Consider the following 23,446-nt stretch of genomic DNA (forward strand, 5'->3'; position numbering starts at 1 on the left):
TGGCTCCAGTGTCGCAACGGGCAGGGTTTGCAGGGTGACCTCGCAACGTGATGCTGCAGCTTGCCCGGATCACTCTGTGCTTGTGACCTCGGACACCGGGCCCGACTGGCTACCGGTTCTGGAGCGCGTCAGTGCCGTCGTAACCGAGCATGGGACCCGTACCTCCCACACAGCCATCGCATGCCGCGAGCTCGGGATTCCGGCCATCGTGGATGCTGCCGGGGCCATCACGGGGCTGAGGGATGGTGATCCCGTTACTGTTTACTGTGCCGAAGGCGATGTTGGGTTCGTCTACGAGGGTTTCGCAGATGTTCAGGTTACGGAGATAAACCCCGATTCCATTCCCATCACCCGCACTCGGATCATGCTCAATCTGGCCAATCCGGCAGCTGCCCTGCGCTGGCAAGGCCTGCCTGCCGACGGTATCGGCCTGGCGCGGATGGAGTTCCTCGTCAGAAACCTCATCGGAGTCCATCCGATGGCCCTGCTCTACCCTGGGCGAGTGACGGACAAGGAAGAGCGCAAACGGATCTCGGAGCTCACTGCGGGCTGGCAGAATCCCGGGACCTACTTCACGGAAGCCCTCGCCCAGGGCATCGCTCAACTGGCCGCATCCCAATATCCGAAACCGGTCACCGTGCGCACCAGCGACTTCAAGACCAACGAGCAGATAAAACTGATCGGAGGCCGGGACTTCGAACCACTTGAAGCCAATCCGATGCTGGGCTGGCGTGGGGCGAGCCGCTATTACAGTGCCGAATTTCGGGAGGCCTTTGCTCTCGAGTGCCAGGCGATCAGAACAGCAAGGGATGAAATCGGAATGGACAACCTCCGGATCATGATCCCGTTCTGCCGCACTCCGGAGGAAGCGGACAAGGTGCTGGACGAGCTGTCAGCGAACGGGCTGGTCCGCGGTAAGGGAGGCCTTGCCGTTTACATGACTGCCGAGGTGCCCGCCAACATCGAGCTTGCGGACGAGTTCAGCGAACGTTTTGACGGCTTCTCCATCGGCACCAACGACCTGACTCAGCTCACCTTCGGTGTCGACCGGGATTCTGAGAGCCTGTCAGAGCTGTTCAATGATCATCATGAAGCCATCAAGAGGATGATCACCCGCCTGATCGATACCGCCCATCGCCATGGCCGGGAAGTCGGTCTCTGCGGGCAGGCACCGAGTGATCACCCGGAGTTTGCGGCCTTCCTGGTACACTGCGGTATCGATTTTCTCTCGGTAAGCCCGGACAGCTTCCTGCGAGTGAAGGAACAGGTTGCCCGAGCCGAATCAGCGGGAGCAGCGCCATGACCAGCAGAATCAAACCCTCCGAGGGCCAGGGCAGCGTCACCGCAGTGCGGGGCAACGTGGTGGACGTGCATTTCGGCTCCGCCCTGCCCTCCCGCAACGCCGAACTGCGGACCGGCAAGGACTGGCACGTGGTGCTGGAGGTGCAGACTCACCTCAATACCACTACTGTGCGCTGCATCGCTATGAACTCCACCCGGCGACTGGCCCGGGGCGAGCCTGTCCGACAGACCGGATCGGGGCTCAAGGTGCCGGTCGGCCCTTCTCTGCTGGGCCGCATGATCAATGTCTTCGGCAAACCGGTGGATGGTGGCGCCGCTATCGAAACCACCGAGTACTGGCCCATCCACCGCCCGATGCTGCCACTCGCCGAGCGCACCACCAGTACCGAGATCTTTGAAACCGGGATCAAGGCCATCGATCTGCTCGCACCCATGGAGCGCGGTGGCAAATCCGGCATGTTCGGGGGCGCGGGCGTCGGCAAGACGGTTTTGATCAACGAGATGATCAACAACATGGCCGAGCAGTATGAGGGCGTCAGCCTGTTCTGCGGCATTGGTGAGCGCATGCGCGAGGCCGAGGATATGTACAGCTCCATGCAGGAATCCGGGGTACTGGAGAAAGCGGTGTTGGTCTACGGCCAGATGAACGAACCGCCCGGCGCGAGGTTCCGGGTTGGCCATGCCGCCCTGAGCATCGCGGAGCATTTCCGGGATGTGCAGAAGCGGGATGTGCTACTGCTGATCGACAACGTGTTCCGGTTCGTCCAGTCAGGGACCGAAGTTTCCGGCCTGATGGGCCGGATTCCGTCCCGGGTGGGCTACCAGCCGACCCTGGCCACCGAACTGGCGGCTCTGGAGGAGCGGATCTGCAGCTCGCGCAATGGCAGCATTACCTCGGTGCAGGCGGTCTATGTACCCGCAGATGACCTGACGGACCCTTCCGCCACCCATATTTTCGCGCACCTGACCGCCTCCATCGTGCTCTCCCGGAAGCGGGCCAGTCAGGGCCTCTACCCCGCCGTCGATCCCCTGAAAACGGACTCGAAAATGCTGACCCCCACCATTGTCGGCCCTCGCCATTACCGGGTGGCCCAGGCAGTGCGCAGTACTCTGGCGGAATACGAGGACCTCAAGGACATCATCTCGATGCTCGGGATGGAGGAACTGTCCCGGGAGGACCGGGCCACGGTGAGCAAGGCCCGCCGGCTGGAACGGTTCCTGACCCAGCCGTTTTTCACCACCGGGCAGTTCACCGGCAAAGGCGGTCGGCTGCTGCCCCTGGAAAAAACCATCGCAGGCTGCGAGCGGATTCTGGCCGGCGAGTTCGAAAAGGTCAGCGAAAAGGCCCTGTATATGATTGGTGACATCGACGAAGTGGATATCCCGGAGGCCAGTCATGAGTCCTGATCAACCACGGACCGGGGACTGCATGAATCTCCGGCTGTTGCTACCGACGGAAGTGCTGCTGGAGCAGCCCGTTTCCAAGATCGTTGCCGAGGCGGAAAACGGCGAGTTCTGCCTGTTGCCCAGGCACATCGATTTTGTCGCAGCGCTGGTACCCGGCGTTCTTTCCTTCTATACCAGTGAGGGGCAGGAACACTTTGCCGCCGTGGACCGGGGCATCCTGGTGAAGTGCGGGCGCGATGTATTCATTTCCACCCTCCAGGGTGTTACCGGAAAAGACATCACGGAGCTGCAGGCACTGATCGAGGAACACTTCCTGGAGTTGGACGAACATGAGCGTAAAGCCCGCAGCGCACTTGCCCGACTCGAGGCCGGCGCCCTGCGAAGGTTCCTTGATCTCAGGGAGCAGTTCCATGACTGACAGACCCGACCCGCCACGGCCTGACAACGACCCGGAAGATCTGGGTAACACAGTCGGCCGCCGGGCAAGGCGCAAGCAGAAAGCCCGGGCAGAGGGCCGCCGCACGGCCTGGTTCGGGCTGGGCATGTTCGGACTGGTGGGCTGGTCTGTGGCTGTCCCGACCCTGCTTGGCATCGCCATCGGCGTCTGGGCCGACCGGCGCTGGCCTGGAGAGGTGTCCTGGACGCTGACCCTCCTGATTATCGGCGTGGCCCTGGGTTGCCTGAACGCGTGGTACTGGATCAAACAGGAGAGTGAGGATGATTGACGGAGAACCTCTTGCCGGAATTATGCTTGGCTACGGCGCAAGTTTTGCGTTCGGTTGCCTGCTGGGCAGCGCCTTTCTCTGGGGGCTGTGGCTGACCGTCCGCCACCTTCCGACGGTCGACCATCCGGCCTTGCTGATGCTCGGAAGCTTGTTGGTCCGGTTTGGTATCACCCTCGCAGGATTCCTGTTGATTGCCCGGGTGTCCGGTTGGGAGCATCTTCTGGTGGCCGCGGTTGGCTTCACCCTGCCCCGGCTCGTCATGAAGCACCGGATTCAGGGCGCCCCTGCCGGGGAGGATCCGCAGGCATGACTATCTCGCCAGACAGCATCGTCTACTGGCAATGGGGCGATTTCGCCCTGAATGCGACCATCGTGTTTACCTGGCTGGTGATGGCCCTGCTGACACTGGTTTCCTGGCTGGTGAACCGGAAACTCTCGGAAGGCCACGAGCTGTCGCGCTGGCAAAACCTGCTGGAGGTGCTGGTGGTTGGCATCCGGGACCAGATCGCCCAGGTCAGCCATCAGCAGCCGGGACCCTACCTGCCTTTCGTGGGTACCCTGTTCCTGTTTATTGCCAGCGCCAACCTGCTCAATGTGATTCCGGGTTACATGGCCCCCACGGGATCGCTGTCGACCACAACCGCCCTTGCCATTTGCGTGTTTGTTGCCGTGCCGGTTTTCGGCATTGCCAGCAAGGGCGCCGGGGCCTACCTGCAGCATTACATCAAGCCGACCCCACTAATGCTGCCGTTCAATGTGATCGGAGAGATTTCCCGCACGGTCGCGCTGGCTGTGCGTCTTTACGGCAACATCATGAGTGGCACGGTCATCGTCGCCATCCTGCTGAGCCTGACCCCCTACTTCTTTCCGGTGGTCATGCAGTTGCTGGGGCTGCTTACCGGCATGATCCAGGCCTACATCTTTGCCATTCTCGCCATGGTCTACATCGCTTCGGCCACCACGGTCCATGAGCATGGCGAGCCAGACGAACATCAGCAGAAAACACCACCGTCCGAACAGTAAAGGAGTTGCATCTATGGACAGCATTTCTCTCATCGGCATGGTTTCGGTCATTACCGCCGGCCTCACCATCGCCATCGGCTCCATCGGGCCCGCGTTCGGGGAAGCCCGTGCCGTAGCCCAGGCCCTGAGTGCCATTGCCCAGCAGCCGGATGAATCCGCCACGATCACCCGCACCCTGTTCGTGGGTCTGGCCATGATCGAGTCAACCGCGATCTACTGCTTTGTGGTGGCCATGATCCTGATCTTCGCCAACCCTTTCTGGGACCATGTAACGGCGGCTGCCGGAGGCTGATCCATGGAAATCAACTGGATCACGGTCTCGGCCCAGGTTGTCAATTTCCTGATCCTGGTCTGGCTGCTCAAGCGCTTTCTCTACCACCCGGTTATCCGGGCCATGGACAAGCGTGAGCAGAAGATCCGCAACCGTATGGATGAGGCGGACGACCGTGAACAGCAGGCAATTCAGGTAAAACAAACCTACGAGGAGAAGCTGACCAATTTCCAGAAGGAGCGTGAGGAGCTGCTTGAAGAAACACGCCATGAAGCGCGCCAGACCCGCAGCGAAATGCTGGATCAGGCCCGTGAGGAAACGGCCCGGGCGCGCAGCCACTGGATGCGCGAGGTGAGCGAGGAAAAGACTGCCTTTATCGACGGGCTGCGGCACCAGTCACTGGACGTGGTTGAATCAATGATCCGGAAGGCTCTGCAGGACCTGGCCGACGAGCGGCTGGAGGAAAGAGCTGTCCATACCTTTATCCGGAAACTGCGCTCGCTGGACGATACAACCCGGGAAGCCCTGGAGCATTCGGCCGAGCCCGCCACAATCGCCAGCTCGCTCGAGCTCGATCCGGCACTGAGAAGCAGCGTGACCCGGGCAATCCACGAACACATCGGCGCCGATCTGGCGGTGAGCTATGTCCAGGCACCGGAGCTGATCTGTGGCATCGAGCTGACCTGTGAGGGCCAGCGGATCAGCTGGAACCTGTCGGACTACCTTGAAGAGCTGACAACGAGTATCGAGAAGGCTTTCGAGCCCCTCAATACCGACGAGCCGGGAGCCTGATGCCATGCTGACACAGATGCTCGATGACACCATGGAAACCATCCGGAGCGTCGCCGAGGATAACCGGTTCTCCCTGCACAGTCAGGAAACCGGAACCGTCCTGCAGGTCGGTGGCGGCATTGCCCGGGTGCGCGGCCTCGCCAGTGTTTCCTCGGAGGAACTGGTGCAGTTCCCCGATGGCGTTCTTGGGGTGGCCATCAACCTGGAGCCGGACGAAGTTGGCATCATGTTGCTCGGCGATAGCGAGAAGCTCAATGCCGGCATACGGGTGACTGCAACCGGCCGGGAAACCGATACTCCGGTGGGTGACGGGCTGCTTGGCCGGGTGATTGACGCCACAGGCCGGGTACTGGATGGGGGCAAGCCGCTGGAGTTCCACGAACGCCGCCCCATCGAACGGCCGGCGCCGGAAATCATCGAACGGGCGCCGGTCACCACCCCGCTGGAGACCGGCATCAAATCCATCGACGCCCTCATTCCTATTGGCCGGGGTCAACGGGAGCTGATCCTCGGTGACCGCCAGACCGGCAAGACGTCCATTGCCATCGACACCATCATCAACCAGCGGGACAAGGACGTGGTGTGCATCTATTGTGCCGTTGGCCAGCGGGCAACCTCGGTTGCCAAGGTGGTGGAAACGCTCCGCCAGCACCAGGCTATGGAGCACACGGTCGTGGTGGTGGCCTCGGACGACAATCCCCCCGGCCTTCGCTACATCACCCCCTACGCCGCTACCACCATGGCGGAATATTTCATGGAACAGGGCCAGGATGCGCTGATTATCTATGATGACCTGACGCGCCACGCCCGGGCCTACCGGGAGCTGTCACTGCTGCTGCGCAGGCCACCGGGCCGGGAAGCCTATCCGGGCGATATCTTCTACATCCATTCCCGGCTGCTGGAACGCAGCACGCACTTGCGCAGCGAGTTCGGTGGCGGCTCGCTGACTGCTTTGCCCGTTATCGAAACCCAGGCCCAGGATATTTCCGCCTACATTCCAACCAACCTGATTTCCATTACCGACGGCCAGGTTTACCTGTCACCAACGTTGTTCCAGAAAGGCCTCTTGCCCGCCATCGATGTGGGCAAATCCGTGTCACGGGTTGGCGGGAAAACCCAGCACCCGTCCCTGCGAAACGTGGCAAGCGACCTTCGCCTGGCCTACTCCCAGTTCGAGGAGCTTGAAAACTTTGCCCGCTTTTCCACTCGCCTGGACAAGGACACCCGCGCAACCATCGAGCGTGGCCGGCGCGTCCGGGAAGTACTGAAACAGAGCGAACACCGCCCCCTACGGGCCTGCGAACAAGCGGTCATTCTCTTTGCCGTAAACACCGGAATGCTGGATAACCTACCGGCGGACAAGGTGTCAGAAGCGGAACAGGTAATTCAGATGCACCTGCTCGAATCCTTGCCGGAGATCTGTACTGAGATTGACAGCGGCAAGAAACTGGAGGTCGAACAGTGGCAGCGGATCACCGAGGCCATCGAAGCGGCACTGGCAGAATTCACACCCTCAGAAACGGACCAGTCCTGATATGGAATCTCTCGAGCACCTGCAGAAACGGCTGGACAGCCTTGGTGATCTCCGTGGCATCGTCAAGACCATGAAAGCGCTTTCAGCAGCCAACATCCACCAGTATGAACAGGCGGTCAGGGCGTTGGCGGGCTACTACCGCACGGTGGAAATGGGCCTGCATGTGGTTCTGAAGGACTTTGATCCCGGGAGCTTTGCAGGGGGGTCACCCAAGGGAAACCACCGCCTGGGTGCGGTTGTTTTCGGCTCGGACCATGGTTTGTGCGGGCGTTTCAACGAGGATATCGTGGAGTATTCACTGAAGCGCATGGAGAGCATTCCGGCAGACCGGGACAGCCGTAGAATCCTGGCTGTGGGTGCCCGGGCGGCCGCCAGTCTCGAACATGCAGGCCAACCTATTGAGGAAGAATTTTCGGTACCGGGCTCGGCAAGCCAGATTACCAGGATGGTCGGCCAGATCCTTCTGAAGATTGATGAATGGCGGGAACAGGGCGGAGTGCACTATGTGTACCTGTTCTATAACCGTCACACCAGCATGCAGAGTTATCACCCAACTGGCGTCGAGCTGTTACCGGTAAATCTGAGACGCTTTCACCGGCTGGAAGAAGAGCCCTGGCCATCCCGGAGCCTGCCCACCTACACCATGGACCGGCAGGCGCTGTTCAGCCGCCTGCTGGACCAGTACCTGTTCGTGGTGATCTTCCGGGCCTGTGCGGAATCCCAGGCCAGCGAGCATGGCGGGCGCCTGGCCGCCATGCAGGCGGCTGAGCGCAACCTGGAGGAAAGACTCGGTGACGTGACGATGGACTACCGACGCGCCAGGCAAACAGTCATCACCTCGGAACTGCTGGACCTTGTGGCCGGATTCGAGGCTATTGAAACCGATGCCGGGCGGTCACTCTAGCGGTTACTGATCGCGGTTCCAGTAAACCCGGACGAGGTTCGACTCCTTGGTGTACTGGATTTCCAGCTCACCATCGTAAGCACGCTCAATGGCCTCACCGGTGCCGCGGGGTAGATGCAGGTCTGTGAATTTGACGATCAGCTCCCCATCCGGACCATCCTCGACGCCCATCAGTCGCTTCATGGGATGATCGGCCTTTTCTTCCTCAACCTTGTTATGGATAAGTTTGAGAATTTCGTCCCGGTGCTTTCCGAGGAAGGCGCCAGAGAGAGTGAGAATGCCTGCCGGCATGTCATCGCGGATCCGCTCACAGGCCGGGCACATCATCTCATGGGCCTCCCCGACCGGTTCCGCCGACCACTGCCAGCGCCCCTTCTCGAAAACCGCACTGCACTTGGGGCATACAGTGGGCTCCTTGGGCTTGCTCCGGGCCATGTACGGGTCGTGAATCTCCTCCTTGATCAGCCTGTCCCCACGGCCGCGTTCGGCTACGTCACCATCTTTTCCACTCATAGATTTGCTCCTTTCCCTGTTTTTCCGGAATGTCGGTGTCAGTGCAGCCTGTGTCGCTCAAAGATCTCCCGGACTTCCCGCTCGGTTTCCGCCGGCACAATGACCTTGACCTGCTTGGCGTCTTCGTCGATGTAGATGTTATCCCGGGGAATGCCGGTGGCGATCAAATCGTCCCAGGTATTCTTGGCCTGGTCGTGATCGTCGTAGGAGCCGTTTATGGTTTTATTCATCGGTGGACCTCCTTGCCAAATGATTTGCTTGCACCTTGAAGAATAGGCAGGAGGGTGAGATTTGTGCAAATAATGAACGGTCAGAAATTGACGGAGGGCAATACAAAGCAAAACGCCTCAGCCTGTGGGGTACACAAACTGAGGCGTCTCGATCTTGATATGGCGCGGCTGGGAGGATTCGAACCTCCGACCGCCTGGTTCGTAGCCAGGTACTCTATCCAGCTGAGCTACAGCCGCTTGAAACTTTGGTTGTTGGCTAGCCAACTTTTTTACTGAAATAAAGAGATTTTTGAATAAGTGGCGCGGCTGGGAGGATTCGAACCTCCGACCGCCTGGTTCGTAGCCAGGTACTCTATCCAGCTGAGCTACAGCCGCGCATCAAAACTCTCATTTCAAACTTCTTCAAGAGTCGAGTGCTACCTCAACGATTCTCTGCCTTCCACAAAATGGAAATGGCGGAGAGGGAGGGATTCGAACCCTCGGTACGATTGCTCGTACGGTTCCTTAGCAGGGAACTGGTTTCAGCCACTCACCCACCTCTCCTTGAGAACGGGGCGTATACTACCATAATTTTTCTGTTTTCATAGGGTTGACACGAGATTTTTCAGCCTCGATTTACCCTGATATAAAAAAAGCCGTTCGGGTTATTCCTGAACGGCTTTCTACTGATCAACGATTGCCCGGTTCCGGCTCTTCGGAGCCTTTTTCGGACTGAATCCGCTGATAGATTTCTTCGCGGTGTACCGCAACATCCTTCGGGGCGTTTACACCAATGCGAACCTGGTTCCCCTTCACTCCCAGAACGGTGACAGTGATTTCATCACCGATCATCAGAGTTTCGCCAACGCGGCGAGTCAAAATCAACATATCCCTTACTCCCTATCCAGAGCTTCTACCTGTTCCGAAAAAAATGCTTTCGCATACTTTTTGTACTTCTTACGTTTATAATGGGATCACTGATCGTTCAACAGACGCACATTCACTTATACGAATGGGTTTTCTGATAGATTCGATTAATGACTCCCTTGTTATGAGACCCTCGGATAAGCTTGGCATCCGTTGGTTCAGGCCTCTTCCTGTACCCCGTTCTTGTCCAGCTCGAAAGCACTATGCAGTGCACGAACGGCAAGTTCGAGATATTTCTCATCGATCACCACGGAAATCTTGATTTCCGATGTGGAGATCATCTGAATATTGATGCCTTCATTCGACAGCGCTTCAAACATCCGGGAGGCAACACCGGCGTGGGAGCGCATGCCCACACCCACAATGCTGACCTTGGCAATCTTGCTGTCGCCAACCACTTCGCCTGCGGTCAATTCATCGGCAACACCCTGAAGCACTTCCTTCGCCCGCTTGAAGTCGTTCCGATGCACCGTAAACGTAAACGCAGTCTTGTTATCCTCGCCCACGTTCTGGACGATCATGTCCACTTCGATATTGGCGTCGCTGACCGGTTTCAGGATACGCGAGGCGCTGCCCGGGGTATCGGGAACACCGGAAATCGTCAGTTTGGCTTCATCACGGTTAAAAGCAATGCCGGAAACAACCGGTTGTTCCATGGCGTTTTCATCCTCAAAAGTAATCAGGGTGCCCTCGCCTTCCTGGAAGCTGGACAGCACCCGTAATGGAACGTTGTATTTACCTGCAAACTCGACTGAACGAATCTGGAGCACCTTGGATCCCAGGCTCGCCATTTCGAGCATTTCCTCGAATGTGATCCGTTCCAGGCGACGTGCACTGTCAACGACCCGTGGATCGGTGGTGTATACACCATCCACATCAGTGTAGATCTGGCACTCATCCGCCTTCAATGCCGCCGCCAGCGCCACCGCGGTGGTATCGGAACCGCCACGGCCGAGGGTCGTGATATTGCCGTTCTCGTCGATACCCTGGAATCCGGCAACGACTACCACCCGACCAGCATCGAGATCTGTGCGCATGTTGTGCTCGTCAATATGCTGGATGCGCGCTTTGGTGTGGCTGCTGTCGGTAAGGATCCGCACCTGGGAACCAGTGTAGGAACGGGCATCACAGCCTCGTTTCTGCAGGGCCATGGACAGCAGGGCAATAGTGACCTGCTCACCGGTAGAGACCAGCACATCCATCTCCCGAGGCGTGGGTTCTTCCATAATGTCACTTGCAAGAGCAATCAGGCGGTTGGTTTCGCCGCTCATGGCGGAAACCACGACCACCACATCGTGACCTTCCTTGCGGAAACGGCAAACCTTCTCGGCAACCGCTTCTATGCGCTCGGTGGTTCCCACCGAGGTACCACCAAATTTCTGAACCAACAGAGCCATGTCTTTCCCAAACTCCGATACGGGGAATCGCAGCGGGGGCCTGCCCCACCAATCAAAAGAAAACGGGCGGGATTATAAACCCCAGCCCGCTTCCGAAAACAGTTGCTTAAGCGATATTTTTTTCAACCCAGGCCGGCACACCGTCCAGGGCCTCCGCCAGCTTGGACGAATCATTGCCTCCGCCCTGGGCCATATCCGGTCGGCCACCGCCCTTGCCGTCTACCTGGGCAGCCAGGTGCTTCATCAGGTCGCCGGCCTTGATGCGATTCGTGGCGGACTTGGTCACGCCGGCCACAAGAATCACTTTGCCATCCTCGACTGTCGCCAGTACTACCACGCCCTCACCCAGCTTGTTCTTCAGTTGGTCAGCGGTTTCCATCAGGGCCTTGCGGTCCGCGCCTTCCAGATTGGCGGCGACGACCTTGAGGCCGGCGACTTCCACCGCAGAAGCCGCAAGATCACTCCCTGCGGAACTGGCAAGCTTCGCCTTGAGCGCGTCCACTTCCTTCTCAAGCTGGCGATTGCGATCCAGCGCGCTCTGGACCTTCTCGACCACGGTTTCCCGGGTCGCCCTGACCAGCTTCGCGGTATCACGGAGGGTGCGTTCGGTTTCCTCAACCCACTCAAGGGCACCGAAACCGGTCACCGCCTCGATGCGACGAACGCCGGAGGAAATGCCGCTTTCAGAGGTAATACGGAACAGGCCAATATCACCGGTGCGGGCCACGTGAGTACCACCGCACAGCTCGACGGAATAATTGTCGGTACCCATGCTCAGGACACGGACGCTATCACCGTATTTCTCACCGAACAGGGCCATCGCACCTTTCTCTTTGGCACTTTCCATATCGGTGATTTCGGTCTGGACCGGCGTGTTTTCCAGTACCTGCTCGTTCACCTGGCGCTCGATCTCCCTGAGCTGCTCCGGCGTGACCGCCTCAAAGTGGGAGAAGTCGAAGCGCAGCTTGTCCGGATCCACCAGGGAACCCTTCTGGGTGACATGCTCACCCAGCACCTTGCGCAGGGCGGCATGCAGCAAGTGGGTCGCCGAGTGGTTGCGCTTGGTACGCTCGCGACGGGCATGGTCGATACGGGCATCAACTTCCAGGCCCGGGAACAGCTCACCCTCGATCACGGTGCCAATGTGCAGGTGGTTGTCACCTTCCTTGCGGGTATCGGTCACCTTGAACCGGCCGCCACTCCAGGTCAGCAAACCGGTGTCGCCCACCTGGCCGCCGGATTCGGCGTAGAACGGGGTACGCTCAAGCACCACTACCGCTTCGTCGCCCGCCTCGGCGTTCTTCTGATCGCTGCCAACCAGCACGGTGCGAATCCGCTCGTGGCCATCGATATGGTCGTAACCGGTGAATTCGGTCTGCCCCTCCAGGTTCAGGCCGGTAGCGTTGTAATCAATGCCGAACTTGCTGGCGGCACGGGCACGATCACGCTGGGCCTCCATCGCCTTTTCATAGCCTTCGTAATCCAGAGTCAGACCACGTTCACGGGCGATATCGTTGGTCAGGTCCACCGGGAATCCGTAGGTGTCATACAGGGTGAAAATGGTTTCACCCGGAATCTCGGACCCTTTCAGCTCGGCGATATCCTGCTCCAGCAGGCGCAGGCCCTTGTCCAGAGTCTTGGCGAACTGTTCTTCTTCCTGCAGCAGTACCTTCTCGATCTGCTTCTGGCTGCTGACCAGCTGCGGGTAGGCCTCGCCCATCAGCTTCACCAGGGCATCGGTGAGCTTGTAGAAGAACGGCTCGGTGGCGCCAAGCTTGTTACCGTGGCGCGCCGCCCGGCGGATAATCCGACGCAGCACGAAGCCACGGCCTTCATTGGAGGGCATGACACCGTCCGCAATCAGGAAGGCGCAGGAACGGATGTGGTCCGCAACCACCCGCAGTGATGCTTCGGTAGTAGCCACGCCGCCCAGGATTTCAGAAGCCGCCTTCAGCAGATTCTGGAACAGGTCGATTTCGTAGTTACTGTGCACGCCCTGCAGCACGGCGGTAATACGCTCCAGGCCCATGCCGGTGTCCACGGACGGCTTGGGCAGCTTGAGCATTTCGCCATCAGCCGTACGGTTGTACTGCATGAACACCACGTTCCAGATCTCGATGTAGCGGTCGCCATCCTCTTCCGGGCTGCCGGGAGGGCCACCGGCCACTTCCGGGCCGTGATCATAGAAAATCTCGGTACAGGGGCCACACGGGCCGGTATCGCCCATCTGCCAGAAGTTGTCGGAGGCGTAACGGGCGCCCTTGTTGTCACCAATGCGGACGATGCGGTCCGCGGGCACACCGATTTCCTTGTTCCAGATATCGTAGGCTTCGTCGTCCTCGGCGTAGACGGTCACCCAGAGCTTGTCCTTGGACAGGTTCAGCCATTGATCACCGGTCAGGAAGGTCCAGGCGTAGTTGATAGCCTCGCGCTTGAAGTAGTCACCAAAGCTGAAGTTACCCAGCATTTCAAAAAAGGTGTGGTGACGCGCAGTGTAACCGACGTTCTCGAGGTCGTTGTGCTTGCCACCGGCGCGAACGCATTTCTGGGAGGTGGTGGCCCGGGTATAGTCACGTTCTTCGCGGCCAAGGAACACGTCCTTGAACTGGTTCATACCAGCGTTGGTGAACAGCAATGTGGGATCGTCATGGGGTACGAGCGAACTGCTCTCGACGATGGTGTGCCCCTGCTGTCTGAAATATTCGAGAAACGCCTGTCGCAACTCTGCGGTTTTCATAGACCTTTGATACCTTTCCAGAAACCCGGCGGGGAGCCCCTCGGGTCCGCGATTGAATACGAATACTTACATGCGTGTGCAAATCCGCTACTCTAGCACACGCCGAGAACATGAAAAACGTGAAACCTCACAGGAGACCCCATGCCCCGACGCTTTCATGACGCCGAGGAACTGTTCCCGCCAGCGACGTTTACCAAGCGCGCCCTTGCCATCATTTACGATGGCCTGATCAGCATCGCCGTATTGCTGGTGGCCACCTGGGTGTACACCATGATTGCCGGCTGGATTATCGGCTGGGACCACTACGAACAGATGGCCGAAGCCGGCCAGTTATCCGGTGAACCGGGCCTGACTTTCGTGCTCTTCCTGGTGCTGTATCTGTTCTTCGCCTACTTCTGGACCCGGATTGGGCAGACCCTGGGCATGCAGGTGTGGCGGATCCGCATCGAGAACCTGGACGGTACCTCCGTGAGCTGGACCCAGGCCCTGCTGCGTTATGGCACTGCTGCAGCGGTGATCTTCATCGCAATGCTGGCCGGCTATTACGTGGGCCCTGTCACCCTGCTTCTGACCGTCCCTGCCATTATCGCCCTGTTCCTGCCGATCAACGGGCTGTCGGTTACCGACCGCACCTCCAACAGCGTGGTCGTCCAGATACCCAGGGAAGCGAAGAAAAAGAAACTCTGAGTCCGGCCGGGAAGGCTACCCGGCCCGCCGCATCAGCACAGCCCCCACTACCGCGTTGACCGCGATCGGAATCAGCACCGCCAGCATTGGATTGAAACCGTAAACCACGCTCATGGGACCGAGCAGGTCCTGCATGTACTTGAACAGTAATCCGACCAGCAGACCGGTGAACACCCGGAAGCCCATGGTAACGGATCGCAGCGGCCCGAAGATGAACGAGATGGCAACCAGGACCATCACCGCCGTTCCCAAAGGCATCAGGGTCTTTTTCCAGAATGCCAGCCAGTAATTGGCCGCGTTCAGGTCCTGTTCGCCCAGATAGGATGCGTAGGTATAGAGACCAGTCATCGACAGGTTCTCAGGCTTGACGATGAGCACACTGAGAACCTGGGGCGTCAGTCCGGTTTCCCACCGCAGTACCTGTTTCCTTTCCAGGCGCGTGCCGTCCTCTTCAATATGGGTTGTCCTGACCTTCTCCAGGGACCAATGATCACCCTGGTAGATTCCCCGTTCCGCGAAGCTCGAGGATTCCAGCTGCATGTCGTCACTGAACCGGAACAGGGAAACTCCGTATAGCACGCCGTTGGGCTGGACGGCATTGAGATGCATGAACACATTCCCTTCCCGGTGCCACACCCCATGGGCCGAAGCCACGTTCTTGCCGGCGCCCAGGGCCATCGCCTTCTGACTCTGGGCATAGCGCTCGGCAGGCGGCGCCACGTACTCCCCGATCAGCACACCCAGGAGAACCACCACCAGGGCCGGCTTCATCGCCGACCACACAATACGCTTCAAAGAAACACCGGCAGCCCGAATGACCGTCAGCTCCGAGGAACTGGCCATGGAGCCCAGACCGATAAGACAGCCCATGAACGCACCCAGTGGCAGGTAGTCATAGATTCGCCGGGGCAGTGTGAGCAGCACATACCAGAGCGCCTGCAACGTGTCGTAGTCGTTGCGGGTATCCTCCAGCTCAGCGATAAAAGCAAAAATCAGGTCCAGCGACAGTACCACCACCATGACCAGGAACATCGCCCCACCCACGGTGCGCATGGTATAGCCATCAATCTTACGCATGGGCGGCGCCCTCCCTCATCAGGCGGCGCCTATGCAGCCACGGGGGACCAAACTGCAGCCACAGACCGAATAGCAGGAACAGGGCATGGACCCAGAGCATGCCGATCCACTCAGGCACTTTACCGTCAGCCAGGGCATCCCTGGCCACGATGAGCAAACCAAGGTAAGTGATATAGACCAGCATGGCCGGCAGTAGATGGAAGAATCGCCCCTGCCTCGGATTGACCCGGCTCAGGCGCACGGCCAGAAGCGTGATAATGGGAACAATCAGAGGCAGCGACAGCCGCCAATGCAACATTGCCCGGTCCTCGGGATCATCCGATGCCCACAGCCGCGCGGTGCTGACCCCATCCTCGAGCTCGACGTCACGGGCCGTGCCACTCTGGATTTTTAGCCCGTAGGCCCCGAACTCGGTTACCTTATAGTCCAGCGCCCCGGGTGAGCCGTCGAATCTTGCGCCCTGTTCCAGAATCAGGAACCGACTTCCGGTTTCTTCATCGATCAACTGGGAACCGGCCTCCGCCGTAATGATACTCAGGCCCTCGCCATTACGACCGTATTCGGCAATGAACACACCCTCCAGACGGCGTTTGTCATCGCTGAGATCTTCCGTATAGGTCACGCGGCCACCGGAAAGCAGGTTTTGGAACCGGCCCGGTGCCAACATCTCGAACTCCGTAGCCTTGGCCTGCTCGGCAAAGATGTACTCAACCTGTTTCATCCCCCATGGGGACACATACAGACTCATGGCCCCGACGGTCAGCATCACCGGAAGGCTGCCCAACAGGGTCTTGGTCAGTAACTGCCGGTCACTGGTGCCACAGGCGAACAACACCGTCATCTCGCTCTCGAGATACATCCGTCCGTAGGCAAGCAGGATGCCGATAAACAGGCCAAGGGGCAGGATCAACTCGAGAAAGCCCGGGAACCGATACATCATGATCAGCGCCAGCACATCCGCCGACAGCTTGCCCTCGGCTGCGCTGGCCAGGTATTTGATGAAGCGGCCACTCATGAATACCAGCAGCAGGATGCCGGAGACAGCAACCATGCTGATCATGACCTGGCGAATGAGATAACGGAAAATAATGCTCAAAACGGTCTCTCTGGCCGCACCTGCGGAAACGAATGGAGGAATCCGGAAACAGCGCGTATTCTATGTAACCTTTGGTCTGAATGACAGAGCCGTGGGATTACATCCAGGCCACAGCCGTACCTGCACCGCCCGGTTGATTAACCCCCTGCCGACCCCAATGCTAGACTAGAACAAACACTCAACCCGCATCCCCGCGGACGTTTCTTCAGAATCACCAACAGGAGTTGCCATGAACTTCAGCCTGAGCAGCAAAGCTATCGCAACCACCAAGGCGGATTGCCTTGTCGTCGGCGTACCCGAAAAAGGCGACTGGCCCGAGTCGACCACCCACGCCGACGAAGCACTCGACGGACTGATCAAGAAGCTGCAGACGGCAGGAGACATCACCGGCAAGAACGCCAGTACCAGCCTATTCCCGCTCGACGGTCGCCCCTGGAGCCGCCTCCTGGTAGTCGGCACCGGTAAGAACGACGACCGCACACCGGCCAACTTCCGCAAGGCCGTTACCGCTGTTCTCGGCGCCCTCAAGGACGGCCCCTCGAAAAGTGCCCTGATCGCCATGGCGGATACCCAGGTCAAGGGCGACCCGGCCGTCACCTCCGAAGAGGCACTGCTGAACGTCATCGGCCGCATCCTGGAAGAACAGCTCTACACCTTCAACGAGTTCAAGAGCGAAAAGCCTGCGGCCCGGAAACTGAACAAGGTCACCGTGGTCGCCTCCGGCGGCGGCAAGGCTCTGAAGGAAGCTTTCAACCTGGGCCTGGCCACCGGCCGCGGCATGAACTTCACCCGCGACCTGGGCAACACCCCACCCAACGTCTGCCACCCGATCTGGCTCGCCGACCAGGCCAAACAGCTGGCCAAGGAATACGACAGCATCAAGACCGAAGTGCTTGATGAAAAGCAGATGGAAAAGATGGGCATGAACACCATCCTCGCCGTCGGCAAAGGCAGCACCCAGCCTCCACGCCTGATCGTCATGGAATACCGTGGCGGGAAAACCAAGGACAAGCCGTATGTCCTGGTGGGTAAAGGCATCACCTTCGACACCGGCGGCATCAGCCTCAAGCCCGGCGAAGGCATGGACGAGATGAAGTACGACATGGGCGGCTCCGCCGGCGTCTTCGGCACCATGAAAGTACTCGCCGAAACCAAACCCAAGATCAACGTCGTCGCGGTCGTGGCCGCTGCCGAAAACATGCCGGACGGCGGCGCCTCCCGCCCGGGCGACATCGTCACCACCCTGTCCGGCCAGACCGTCGAAATCCTCAACACCGACGCGGAAGGCCGGCTCGTGCTGTGTGACGCCCTCACTTACGTGAAGAAATTCGACCCGGAAGTGGTGATCGACATGGCCACCCTCACCGGCGCCTGCATCATCGCCCTGGGCAACCAGGCCACCGGCCTGCTGGCCAACAATGACGAACTGGCCAACGAACTGCTTGCCGCCGGCGAACGCACCGGCGACCGAGCCTGGCGCCTGCCCCTCTGGGAAGAGTACCAGAGCCAGCTCGACAGCAACTTCGCCGACATGGCGAACATCGGCGGCCGCCCGGCAGGCACCATCACCGCCGCCTGCTTCCTGTCCCGGTTCGCCAAGGAATACCGCTGGGCCCACCTGGACATCGCCGGCACCGCCTGGCTCTCCGGCAAAGCCAAAGGCGCCACCGGCCGTCCGGTACCGCTGCTGGTCGACTACCTCATGTCCCACGCCGGCAAATAATGCAGGACAGACAGCCCCAAAACACCCCGGACCCCGGCAGCCCCGCTGCCGGCCCGTCCGGGCAGGAAGACCGGAACCAGCGCTACTGGTTCCACATCCTTGCCAAAACAACCCCCGCTGCCCGCAACCTCCACGCCGTCAAACTCGTGGACAAAGCCTGGCACCAGGGCGACCGCGTCTGCATCGTCTGCGACACCATGCAACAGGCCCAGGAACTGGACGACCTCCTCTGGAACTTCAGCCCCGATGCCTTCATCCCCCACTCCATCGTCCCGGACTCAGCCACCACCTGCACCGACCGCGTCGGCATCCTTCTGTGCCCACCGGTCGCCGAAGACTGGGATACGGTCATCATCCTGTCGGCCAGCTTGCCGGCCGATGCAGACCGCTTTAAACGGCTGGCACTGGTTGCCCATAACGATCCGAATGTACTGAATCAGGCACGATCCCACTTCAAGCAGCTTCGAGCTCTCGGCATCGAACCCAGAGTTCACGACCAGCGAAAGCGGTAAAGCGGCGAATTGCACTGAGCCAGATCTGCGCGGTTGGGGCAGGCTTTCCAAAAATCTCGAAGGCCAGGGATGGCCTGAGAGAAGCGCACAGGGACGTGCTTGTAGCGGTTTTTGGAAAGCCTGCCCCAACTGCGCAAGGCACCAAACCTGCAGGCTTGGCGTTTAGAGAGGTTCGCTGCAAACAACCCGACCATGTATAATCGGGCGTCTAATTTTTCCCTTGTGAATCAACCAACGGTCACTGCAGAAACCCATGGAAAAAACCTACCAGCCAGAAAACATCGAGCGCCAGTGGTACGAAAACTGGGAATCCAAAGGGTACTTCCGCCCCAGCGGTGAAGGCCAGTCCTACAGCATCGCCATCCCGCCCCCCAACGTGACCGGCAGCCTCCACATGGGCCATGCCTTCCAGCACACCATCATGGACACCCTCACCCGCTACAAGCGCATGCAGGGCCGGAATGCACTGTGGACCGTCGGCACCGACCACGCCGGCATCGCCACCCAGATGGTTGTCGAGCGCAAACTCGCCGCCGAAGAAGGCAAAACCCGCCACGACCTCGGCCGGGAAGAATTCATCAAACGCATCTGGGACTGGAAAGAACATTCCGGCGGCACCATTACCCGCCAGATGCGCCGCCTGGGCAACTCAGTGGACTGGAGCAACGAACGCTTCACCATGGATGACGGCTTCTACAAGGCCGTCCAGGAAGTGTTCATCCGCCTTTACGAAGACGGCCTGGTCTACCGTGGCAAACGGCTGGTGAACTGGGACCCGAAACTGCACACCGCCATCTCCGATCTCGAGGTGGAGAACAAGGAAGAAAAAGGCTTCTTCTGGCACCTGCGCTACCCGCTGGCCGACGGCGAACAGACCCAGGACGGCAAAGGCTACCTGGTGGTCGCCACCACCCGACCGGAAACCCTGCTCGGTGACACCGCCGTCGCCGTGCACCCGGACGACGAGCGCTACCAGCACCTGATCGGCAAGTTCGTGACCCTGCCGCTGGTCAACCGCCGGATCCCCATCGTGGCCGACCACCACGCCGACCCGGAAAAAGGCTCCGGCTGCGTCAAGATCACCCCGGCCCACGACTTCAACGACTACGCCGTGGGCAAGCGCAACAACCTGCCCATGATCAACGTCATGACCCAGGATGCGAACATCCGGGACGTGGCCGAAGTATTCAACGCCGACGGCACCGAGAATACCGAGATCGACGGCAAGATCCCGGCTGCCTACGCCGGCCTGACCCGGGAAAAGGCCCGGGACCAGGTGGTCACCGACATGAAGGTCAACGGCCTGCTCGAGCGGGTCGAAGACCACGTGCTGAGCGTGCCCCGCGGTGACCGCTCCGGCCTGATCATCGAGCCGATGCTCACCGACCAGTGGTTTGCTGACGCCAAAACCCTGGCCAAGCCCGCCATCGAAGCGGTTGAGGACGGCCGCATCCAGTTCGTACCGAAGCAGTACGAGAACATGTATTTCGCCTGGATGCGCGACATCCAGGACTGGTGTATTTCCCGTCAGCTGTGGTGGGGTCACCGGATCCCGGCCTGGTACGACGCCGAGGGCAACATCTATGTCGGCCGCAGCGAAGAGGAAGTGCGCCAGAAGCACAACCTGGCCGCCGACGTCGCCCTGGAACAGGATGAAGACGTGCTGGACACCTGGTTCAGCTCCGCCCTGTGGACCTTCGGCACACTGGGCTGGCCGGAAATCACCGAACGCCTGAAGACCTTCCACCCCACCGACGTGCTGGTCACCGGTTTCGACATCATCTTCTTCTGGGTCGCCCGGATGATCATGATGACCATGCACTTCATGAAGAACGAGGATGGCACCCCGCAGGTGCCGTTCAAGACCGTCTACGTGACCGGCCTGATCCGGGACGAGCATGGCGACAAGATGTCCAAGTCCAAGGGTAACGTCATCGACCCGCTGGACATGATCGACGGCATCAGCCTGGACGACCTTCTGGACAAGCGCACCGGCAACCTGATGCAGCCCAAGCTGGCCGAGAAGATCGGCAAGCGCACCAAAAAGGAATTCCCGGAGGGCATTACTGCCCATGGCACCGACGCCCTGCGCTTCACCCTGGCGGCCATGGCCACCACCGGCCGCGACATCAACTGGGACATGAAGCGCCTGGAAGGCTACCGCAACTTCTGTAACAAGCTGTGGAACGCCGCCCGCTACGTACTCATGAACACCGAGGGCGAAGACTGCGGCGTGAACGACGAGCCGGTGCAACTGTCCCTGGCCGACCGCTGGATCATCAGCGAGCTCCAGCACTGCGAGCAGGAGGTGATCCGGCATCTGGACCAGTACCGCTTTGATCTCGCCGCCTATGCCTTGTACGAGTTCATCTGGAACGAATACTGCGACTGGTACCTGGAGCTGTCCAAGCCGGTACTGAACGATGACAATGCCAGCGCCGACGCCAAGCGCGGCACCCGCCGCACCCTGGTGCGGGTGCTGGAAGCGGTCCTGCGCCTGGCGCACCCGATGATGCCGTTCATCACCGAGGAAATCTGGCAGCGCATCGCCCCGCTGGCCGGCAAGAACGGCGACAGCATCATGCTTCAGCCGTTTCCGCAACCCGACGAAAGCAAGCAGGACGCCGCCGTCGCTGCCGATATCGAGTGGCTCAAGGGCGTGATTGTGGCGGTGCGGAACATTCGTGGCGAGATGAATATCTCTCCCGGCAAGCAGGTTCCGGTTCTGCTCAAAGGCGGCAGCGCCGAGGACGAGCGTCGCATGAACGACAACCGCCAATTCCTGATTTCCCTGGCCAAGCTGGAGAAGCTGGAGTGGTTCGAGGGTGACAAGGCCCCCATGTCCGCCACCCAGCTGGTGGGCGAGATGGAAGTGCTGGTACCCATGGCCGGCCTGATCGACAAGGACGCCGAGCTCAAGCGTCTGGACAAGGAACTGGACCGCCTGCAGAAGGAAATCGGCCGCCTCGAAGGAAAGCTGGCTAACGAGAAGTTCACCGCCAAGGCACCCGCCGACGTAGTCGAAAAGGAGAAGGAAAAACTCCGGGACGCCCAGGGCAGCCTGAAGCGGCTGAGTGACCAGCGGGCCGACATCGAGGCCATGTAAGGCCATGATCGGCATCCTGGGCGCAGGCTCATTGGGGCGGCTCTGGGCCGCCCTGTTCCCGCAGGACCAGGTTGCCTTTCTGCCGCGACCGGACGCCGATCCGGCTGCGGCCACCCTCGGCTATACCTTCGAATCAATCCAGGGCAGCCAACGCACCATTGCCCTGCCCTGGCTCCAATCCCCGGATGACCTGACCTTGCTGCTGGTCACCACCAAGGCCGGCGACACCCTCGACGCCCTCCAACACTGGCTGCCCCGGATACCGGAATCGGCCCCCATCGTCCTGTTCCAGAACGGTCTCGGCAGCCAGCAGGCAGTCGCGGACGCCTGGCCCGAACGCCCCATCCTGGCGGCTTCCACCACCGAAGGCGCCAACCGGCCGGATGCAGCCCGCGTAGTCCATGCCGGTACCGGTGAAACCTGGGTCGGCCCACTGACCTCCGCCGCCCGGACAGAGCTTGCTGGCGTGGTCGCACAGCTTTCGATAACAGGCCTGTTGGTCCATGCCGAAGACGAGATCCTCCCCCGGCTCTGGCAGAAACTGGTGGTCAACGCCGGTATCAATCCTTTCACCGCCATTCTGGACTGCCCCAACGGCGACATCCTGGCCAATGAGTTCTTCCTGAGTCACATCGACCCGCTGTGCAGCGAAATAGCCCGGCTGATGGCCGCTGGGGGCATTGGCACCCCCTCTCCCGAAGAACTGCGCCAGAGAATCGAGACCGTCGCCCGCAACACCGCCCGGAACACCTCGTCCATGCGCGGTGATATCCTGAACGGACGGACCACAGAGATCGACTTCATCAACGGCTACCTGGTGCAGCTCGGCCGGCGCCTTGATATTCCGACAGCGGTGAACCAATTGCTGACGGACAAGGTAAAACAACTGTCGCCACATTAAGAATCAAAGGAGTCTCCTGATGGGCAACCGCCTTTCGAAGATCTACACCCGTACCGGAGATGACGGTTCCACCGGCCTCGCGGACGGCAATCGTATCGCCAAGAACGCCCAACGGGTCGAGGCCATGGGCACGGCTGACGAACTCAACTGCCACATCGGTCTGCTGATCGAGGCGCTGGACCAGGACGACGAGTTGATCGAATCCCTGCGGCGCATCCAGCACCACCTGTTCGATCTCGGCGGCGAGTTTGCCATTCCCGGCAGCCGGGTCATCGGCGATGATCACATCCAATGGCTGGAGGAAACCCTGGACCGGCACAATGAACACCTGCCTCCGCTGAAGAATTTCGTGCTTCCCGGCGGGACGGCTGCCGCGGCCCAGTGCCACCTCGCCCGGGCCGTTTGCCGCCGGACCGAGCGGGTAGTGGTGGCGCTCGGCCACGAGGATTCCATCAATACGGCGTCACGCCATTACCTCAACCGGCTGTCGGACCTCCTGTTCGTTATCGCACGGATACTCGCCCGCCGGAGTGGCGGTGAGGAGATTCTCTGGGAGCAAAAAAAATCCGGCCTCTAAGGGCCGGATTTCTTCGATCGGATCAG

At 60.0% G+C, this 23,446-nt stretch carries 23 protein-coding genes and 3 tRNA genes; 16 read left to right on the forward strand and 10 right to left on the reverse strand.

All coding sequences use genetic code 11. The features are described 5' to 3' along the window. The first annotated feature begins 76 nt into the window (after positions 1–76). Genes ACQUTG_RS16920 through ACQUTG_RS16965 form a run of 10 tightly spaced genes read left to right on the forward strand, consistent with a single transcriptional unit; the run spans position 77 to position 7,958 of the window. Positions 77–1,303, forward strand: a complete 1,227-nt coding sequence (locus ACQUTG_RS16920; RefSeq protein WP_428920510.1) for a putative PEP-binding protein — start codon at positions 77–79, stop codon at positions 1,301–1,303. Further along, positions 1,300–2,709, forward strand: coding sequence for a F0F1 ATP synthase subunit beta (gene atpD / locus ACQUTG_RS16925; protein ID WP_428920511.1), 1,410 nt, complete (start codon positions 1,300–1,302; stop codon positions 2,707–2,709). Before ACQUTG_RS16920 ends, atpD begins: the two co-directional genes overlap by 4 nt. Next, positions 2,699–3,127 (forward strand): F0F1 ATP synthase subunit epsilon, encoded by a 429-nt coding sequence (locus ACQUTG_RS16930; protein WP_428920512.1) that lies wholly within the window; start codon positions 2,699–2,701, stop codon positions 3,125–3,127. Before atpD ends, ACQUTG_RS16930 begins: the two co-directional genes overlap by 11 nt. After that, positions 3,120–3,434 carry an AtpZ/AtpI family protein gene (locus ACQUTG_RS16935; RefSeq protein ID WP_428920513.1) on the forward strand — a complete coding sequence of 105 codons (315 nt, stop codon included), beginning with the start codon at positions 3,120–3,122 and terminating at the stop codon, positions 3,432–3,434. The genes ACQUTG_RS16930 and ACQUTG_RS16935 overlap by 8 nt, the downstream gene beginning before the upstream one ends. Further along, positions 3,427–3,744, forward strand: a complete 318-nt coding sequence (locus ACQUTG_RS16940) for an ATP synthase subunit I (RefSeq protein ID WP_428920514.1) — start codon at positions 3,427–3,429, stop codon at positions 3,742–3,744. The genes ACQUTG_RS16935 and ACQUTG_RS16940 overlap by 8 nt, the downstream gene beginning before the upstream one ends. Continuing rightward, positions 3,741–4,457: a F0F1 ATP synthase subunit A gene (locus ACQUTG_RS16945; protein WP_372988172.1), complete on the forward strand. Its 717-nt coding sequence runs from the start codon at positions 3,741–3,743 to the stop codon at positions 4,455–4,457. The genes ACQUTG_RS16940 and ACQUTG_RS16945 overlap by 4 nt, the downstream gene beginning before the upstream one ends. A gap of 13 nt (positions 4,458–4,470) precedes the next feature. After that, positions 4,471–4,749 carry a F0F1 ATP synthase subunit C gene (locus tag ACQUTG_RS16950; RefSeq protein WP_092002893.1) on the forward strand — a complete coding sequence of 93 codons (279 nt, stop codon included), beginning with the start codon at positions 4,471–4,473 and terminating at the stop codon, positions 4,747–4,749. Between the two features lie 3 nt (positions 4,750–4,752). Continuing rightward, entirely contained in the window at positions 4,753–5,520 is a 768-nt protein-coding gene (atpF, locus tag ACQUTG_RS16955) for a F0F1 ATP synthase subunit B (protein WP_428920515.1), read from the forward strand. A gap of 4 nt (positions 5,521–5,524) precedes the next feature. Next, positions 5,525–7,054 carry an alternate F1F0 ATPase, F1 subunit alpha gene (locus ACQUTG_RS16960; protein WP_428920516.1) on the forward strand — a complete coding sequence of 510 codons (1,530 nt, stop codon included), beginning with the start codon at positions 5,525–5,527 and terminating at the stop codon, positions 7,052–7,054. Position 7,055: 1 nt separating this feature from the next. Continuing rightward, entirely contained in the window at positions 7,056–7,958 is a 903-nt protein-coding gene (locus ACQUTG_RS16965) for a F0F1 ATP synthase subunit gamma (RefSeq protein WP_428920517.1), read from the forward strand. A 3-nt stretch (positions 7,959–7,961) separates the two neighbouring features. On the opposite strand, the gene ACQUTG_RS16970 is transcribed toward ACQUTG_RS16965, so the two are convergent. The 8 genes from ACQUTG_RS16970 to alaS all read right to left on the reverse strand — a co-directional run bounded on the left by ACQUTG_RS16970 (position 7,962) and on the right by alaS (position 13,741). After that, positions 7,962–8,471, reverse strand: a complete 510-nt coding sequence (locus ACQUTG_RS16970; protein WP_428920518.1) for a BCAM0308 family protein — start codon at positions 8,469–8,471, stop codon at positions 7,962–7,964. A gap of 38 nt (positions 8,472–8,509) precedes the next feature. Then, on the reverse strand, positions 8,510–8,701 hold the full coding sequence (locus ACQUTG_RS16975; protein ID WP_343816916.1) for a hypothetical protein: 192 nt from the start codon (positions 8,699–8,701) through the stop codon (positions 8,510–8,512). A gap of 160 nt (positions 8,702–8,861) precedes the next feature. Continuing rightward, positions 8,862–8,938, reverse strand: a tRNA-Arg gene (locus tag ACQUTG_RS16980). A gap of 61 nt (positions 8,939–8,999) precedes the next feature. Then, a tRNA-Arg gene (locus ACQUTG_RS16985) sits at positions 9,000–9,076 on the reverse strand. A 78-nt stretch (positions 9,077–9,154) separates the two neighbouring features. Then, positions 9,155–9,244, reverse strand: a tRNA-Ser gene (locus ACQUTG_RS16990). A 126-nt stretch (positions 9,245–9,370) separates the two neighbouring features. Continuing rightward, positions 9,371–9,568, reverse strand: coding sequence for a carbon storage regulator CsrA (gene csrA, locus ACQUTG_RS16995; RefSeq protein ID WP_092002912.1), 198 nt, complete (start codon positions 9,566–9,568; stop codon positions 9,371–9,373). A 197-nt stretch (positions 9,569–9,765) separates the two neighbouring features. Further along, entirely contained in the window at positions 9,766–11,004 is a 1,239-nt protein-coding gene (locus tag ACQUTG_RS17000; protein WP_428920519.1) for an aspartate kinase, read from the reverse strand. A 106-nt stretch (positions 11,005–11,110) separates the two neighbouring features. Then, positions 11,111–13,741, reverse strand: a complete 2,631-nt coding sequence (gene alaS / locus ACQUTG_RS17005; RefSeq protein WP_428920520.1) for an alanine--tRNA ligase — start codon at positions 13,739–13,741, stop codon at positions 11,111–11,113. A 141-nt stretch (positions 13,742–13,882) separates the two neighbouring features. Between alaS and ACQUTG_RS17010 the strand changes: the two genes are divergently transcribed. After that, positions 13,883–14,428: an RDD family protein gene (locus ACQUTG_RS17010; RefSeq protein WP_428920521.1), complete on the forward strand. Its 546-nt coding sequence runs from the start codon at positions 13,883–13,885 to the stop codon at positions 14,426–14,428. 15 nt (positions 14,429–14,443) lie between these two features. On the opposite strand, the gene lptG is transcribed toward ACQUTG_RS17010, so the two are convergent. Further along, entirely contained in the window at positions 14,444–15,505 is a 1,062-nt protein-coding gene (gene lptG / locus ACQUTG_RS17015; RefSeq protein WP_428920522.1) for an LPS export ABC transporter permease LptG, read from the reverse strand. Beyond that, the gene (gene lptF / locus ACQUTG_RS17020; RefSeq protein WP_428920523.1) at positions 15,498–16,601 is read right to left on the reverse strand and encodes an LPS export ABC transporter permease LptF; all 1,104 of its coding nucleotides are present in this window, start codon (positions 16,599–16,601) and stop codon (positions 15,498–15,500) included. Before lptF ends, lptG begins: the two co-directional genes overlap by 8 nt. A 229-nt stretch (positions 16,602–16,830) precedes the next feature. Between lptF and ACQUTG_RS17025 the strand changes: the two genes are divergently transcribed. From ACQUTG_RS17025 to ACQUTG_RS17045, 5 genes are all read left to right on the forward strand, one after another. Further along, entirely contained in the window at positions 16,831–18,324 is a 1,494-nt protein-coding gene (locus ACQUTG_RS17025; RefSeq protein ID WP_428920524.1) for a leucyl aminopeptidase, read from the forward strand. Next, entirely contained in the window at positions 18,324–18,836 is a 513-nt protein-coding gene (locus tag ACQUTG_RS17030; RefSeq protein ID WP_428920525.1) for a DNA polymerase III subunit chi, read from the forward strand. Before ACQUTG_RS17025 ends, ACQUTG_RS17030 begins: the two co-directional genes overlap by 1 nt. 253 nt (positions 18,837–19,089) lie before the next feature. Further along, complete coding sequence (locus ACQUTG_RS17035) at positions 19,090–21,942, forward strand: valine--tRNA ligase (RefSeq protein WP_428920526.1); 2,853 nt, start codon at positions 19,090–19,092, stop codon at positions 21,940–21,942. A gap of 4 nt (positions 21,943–21,946) precedes the next feature. Continuing rightward, a complete protein-coding gene (locus ACQUTG_RS17040) occupies positions 21,947–22,843 on the forward strand; it encodes a ketopantoate reductase family protein (protein WP_428920527.1) in 897 nt (298 codons plus the stop codon). Between the two features lie 19 nt (positions 22,844–22,862). Beyond that, a complete protein-coding gene (locus tag ACQUTG_RS17045; RefSeq protein WP_428920528.1) occupies positions 22,863–23,420 on the forward strand; it encodes a cob(I)yrinic acid a,c-diamide adenosyltransferase in 558 nt (185 codons plus the stop codon). Positions 23,421–23,446 lie beyond the last annotated feature (26 nt).

It is taken from the genome of Marinobacter sp. DUT-1, assembly GCF_050379415.1.
Lineage (GTDB): Bacteria > Pseudomonadota > Gammaproteobacteria > Pseudomonadales > Oleiphilaceae > Marinobacter.

Excerpts from the sequence above, each read along its gene's own strand:
- ACQUTG_RS16940 (WP_428920514.1), top strand. The coding sequence starts at position 3,427 with ATGATTGACGGAGAACCTCTTGCCGGAATTATGCTTGGCTACGGCGCA.
- atpD (WP_428920511.1), top strand. The coding sequence starts at position 1,300 with ATGACCAGCAGAATCAAACCCTCCGAGGGCCAGGGCAGCGTCACCGCA.
- ACQUTG_RS17045 (WP_428920528.1), top strand. The coding sequence starts at position 22,863 with ATGGGCAACCGCCTTTCGAAGATCTACACCCGTACCGGAGATGACGGT.
- ACQUTG_RS16930 (WP_428920512.1), top strand. The coding sequence starts at position 2,699 with ATGAGTCCTGATCAACCACGGACCGGGGACTGCATGAATCTCCGGCTG.
- ACQUTG_RS17025 (WP_428920524.1), top strand. The coding sequence starts at position 16,831 with ATGAACTTCAGCCTGAGCAGCAAAGCTATCGCAACCACCAAGGCGGAT.
- ACQUTG_RS16965 (WP_428920517.1), top strand. The coding sequence starts at position 7,056 with ATGGAATCTCTCGAGCACCTGCAGAAACGGCTGGACAGCCTTGGTGAT.
- lptG (WP_428920522.1), bottom strand. The coding sequence starts at position 15,505 with ATGCGTAAGATTGATGGCTATACCATGCGCACCGTGGGTGGGGCGATG.
- alaS (WP_428920520.1), bottom strand. The coding sequence starts at position 13,741 with ATGAAAACCGCAGAGTTGCGACAGGCGTTTCTCGAATATTTCAGACAG.
- ACQUTG_RS17035 (WP_428920526.1), top strand. The coding sequence starts at position 19,090 with ATGGAAAAAACCTACCAGCCAGAAAACATCGAGCGCCAGTGGTACGAA.
- ACQUTG_RS16935 (WP_428920513.1), top strand. The coding sequence starts at position 3,120 with ATGACTGACAGACCCGACCCGCCACGGCCTGACAACGACCCGGAAGAT.
- ACQUTG_RS17030 (WP_428920525.1), top strand. The coding sequence starts at position 18,324 with ATGCAGGACAGACAGCCCCAAAACACCCCGGACCCCGGCAGCCCCGCT.
- atpF (WP_428920515.1), top strand. The coding sequence starts at position 4,753 with ATGGAAATCAACTGGATCACGGTCTCGGCCCAGGTTGTCAATTTCCTG.
- ACQUTG_RS17010 (WP_428920521.1), top strand. The coding sequence starts at position 13,883 with ATGCCCCGACGCTTTCATGACGCCGAGGAACTGTTCCCGCCAGCGACG.
- ACQUTG_RS17000 (WP_428920519.1), bottom strand. The coding sequence starts at position 11,004 with ATGGCTCTGTTGGTTCAGAAATTTGGTGGTACCTCGGTGGGAACCACC.
- ACQUTG_RS16975 (WP_343816916.1), bottom strand. The coding sequence starts at position 8,701 with ATGAATAAAACCATAAACGGCTCCTACGACGATCACGACCAGGCCAAG.
- ACQUTG_RS16970 (WP_428920518.1), bottom strand. The coding sequence starts at position 8,471 with ATGAGTGGAAAAGATGGTGACGTAGCCGAACGCGGCCGTGGGGACAGG.
- ACQUTG_RS16945 (WP_372988172.1), top strand. The coding sequence starts at position 3,741 with ATGACTATCTCGCCAGACAGCATCGTCTACTGGCAATGGGGCGATTTC.
- ACQUTG_RS17040 (WP_428920527.1), top strand. The coding sequence starts at position 21,947 with ATGATCGGCATCCTGGGCGCAGGCTCATTGGGGCGGCTCTGGGCCGCC.
- ACQUTG_RS16950 (WP_092002893.1), top strand. The coding sequence starts at position 4,471 with ATGGACAGCATTTCTCTCATCGGCATGGTTTCGGTCATTACCGCCGGC.
- ACQUTG_RS16960 (WP_428920516.1), top strand. The coding sequence starts at position 5,525 with ATGCTGACACAGATGCTCGATGACACCATGGAAACCATCCGGAGCGTC.
- csrA (WP_092002912.1), bottom strand. The coding sequence starts at position 9,568 with ATGTTGATTTTGACTCGCCGCGTTGGCGAAACTCTGATGATCGGTGAT.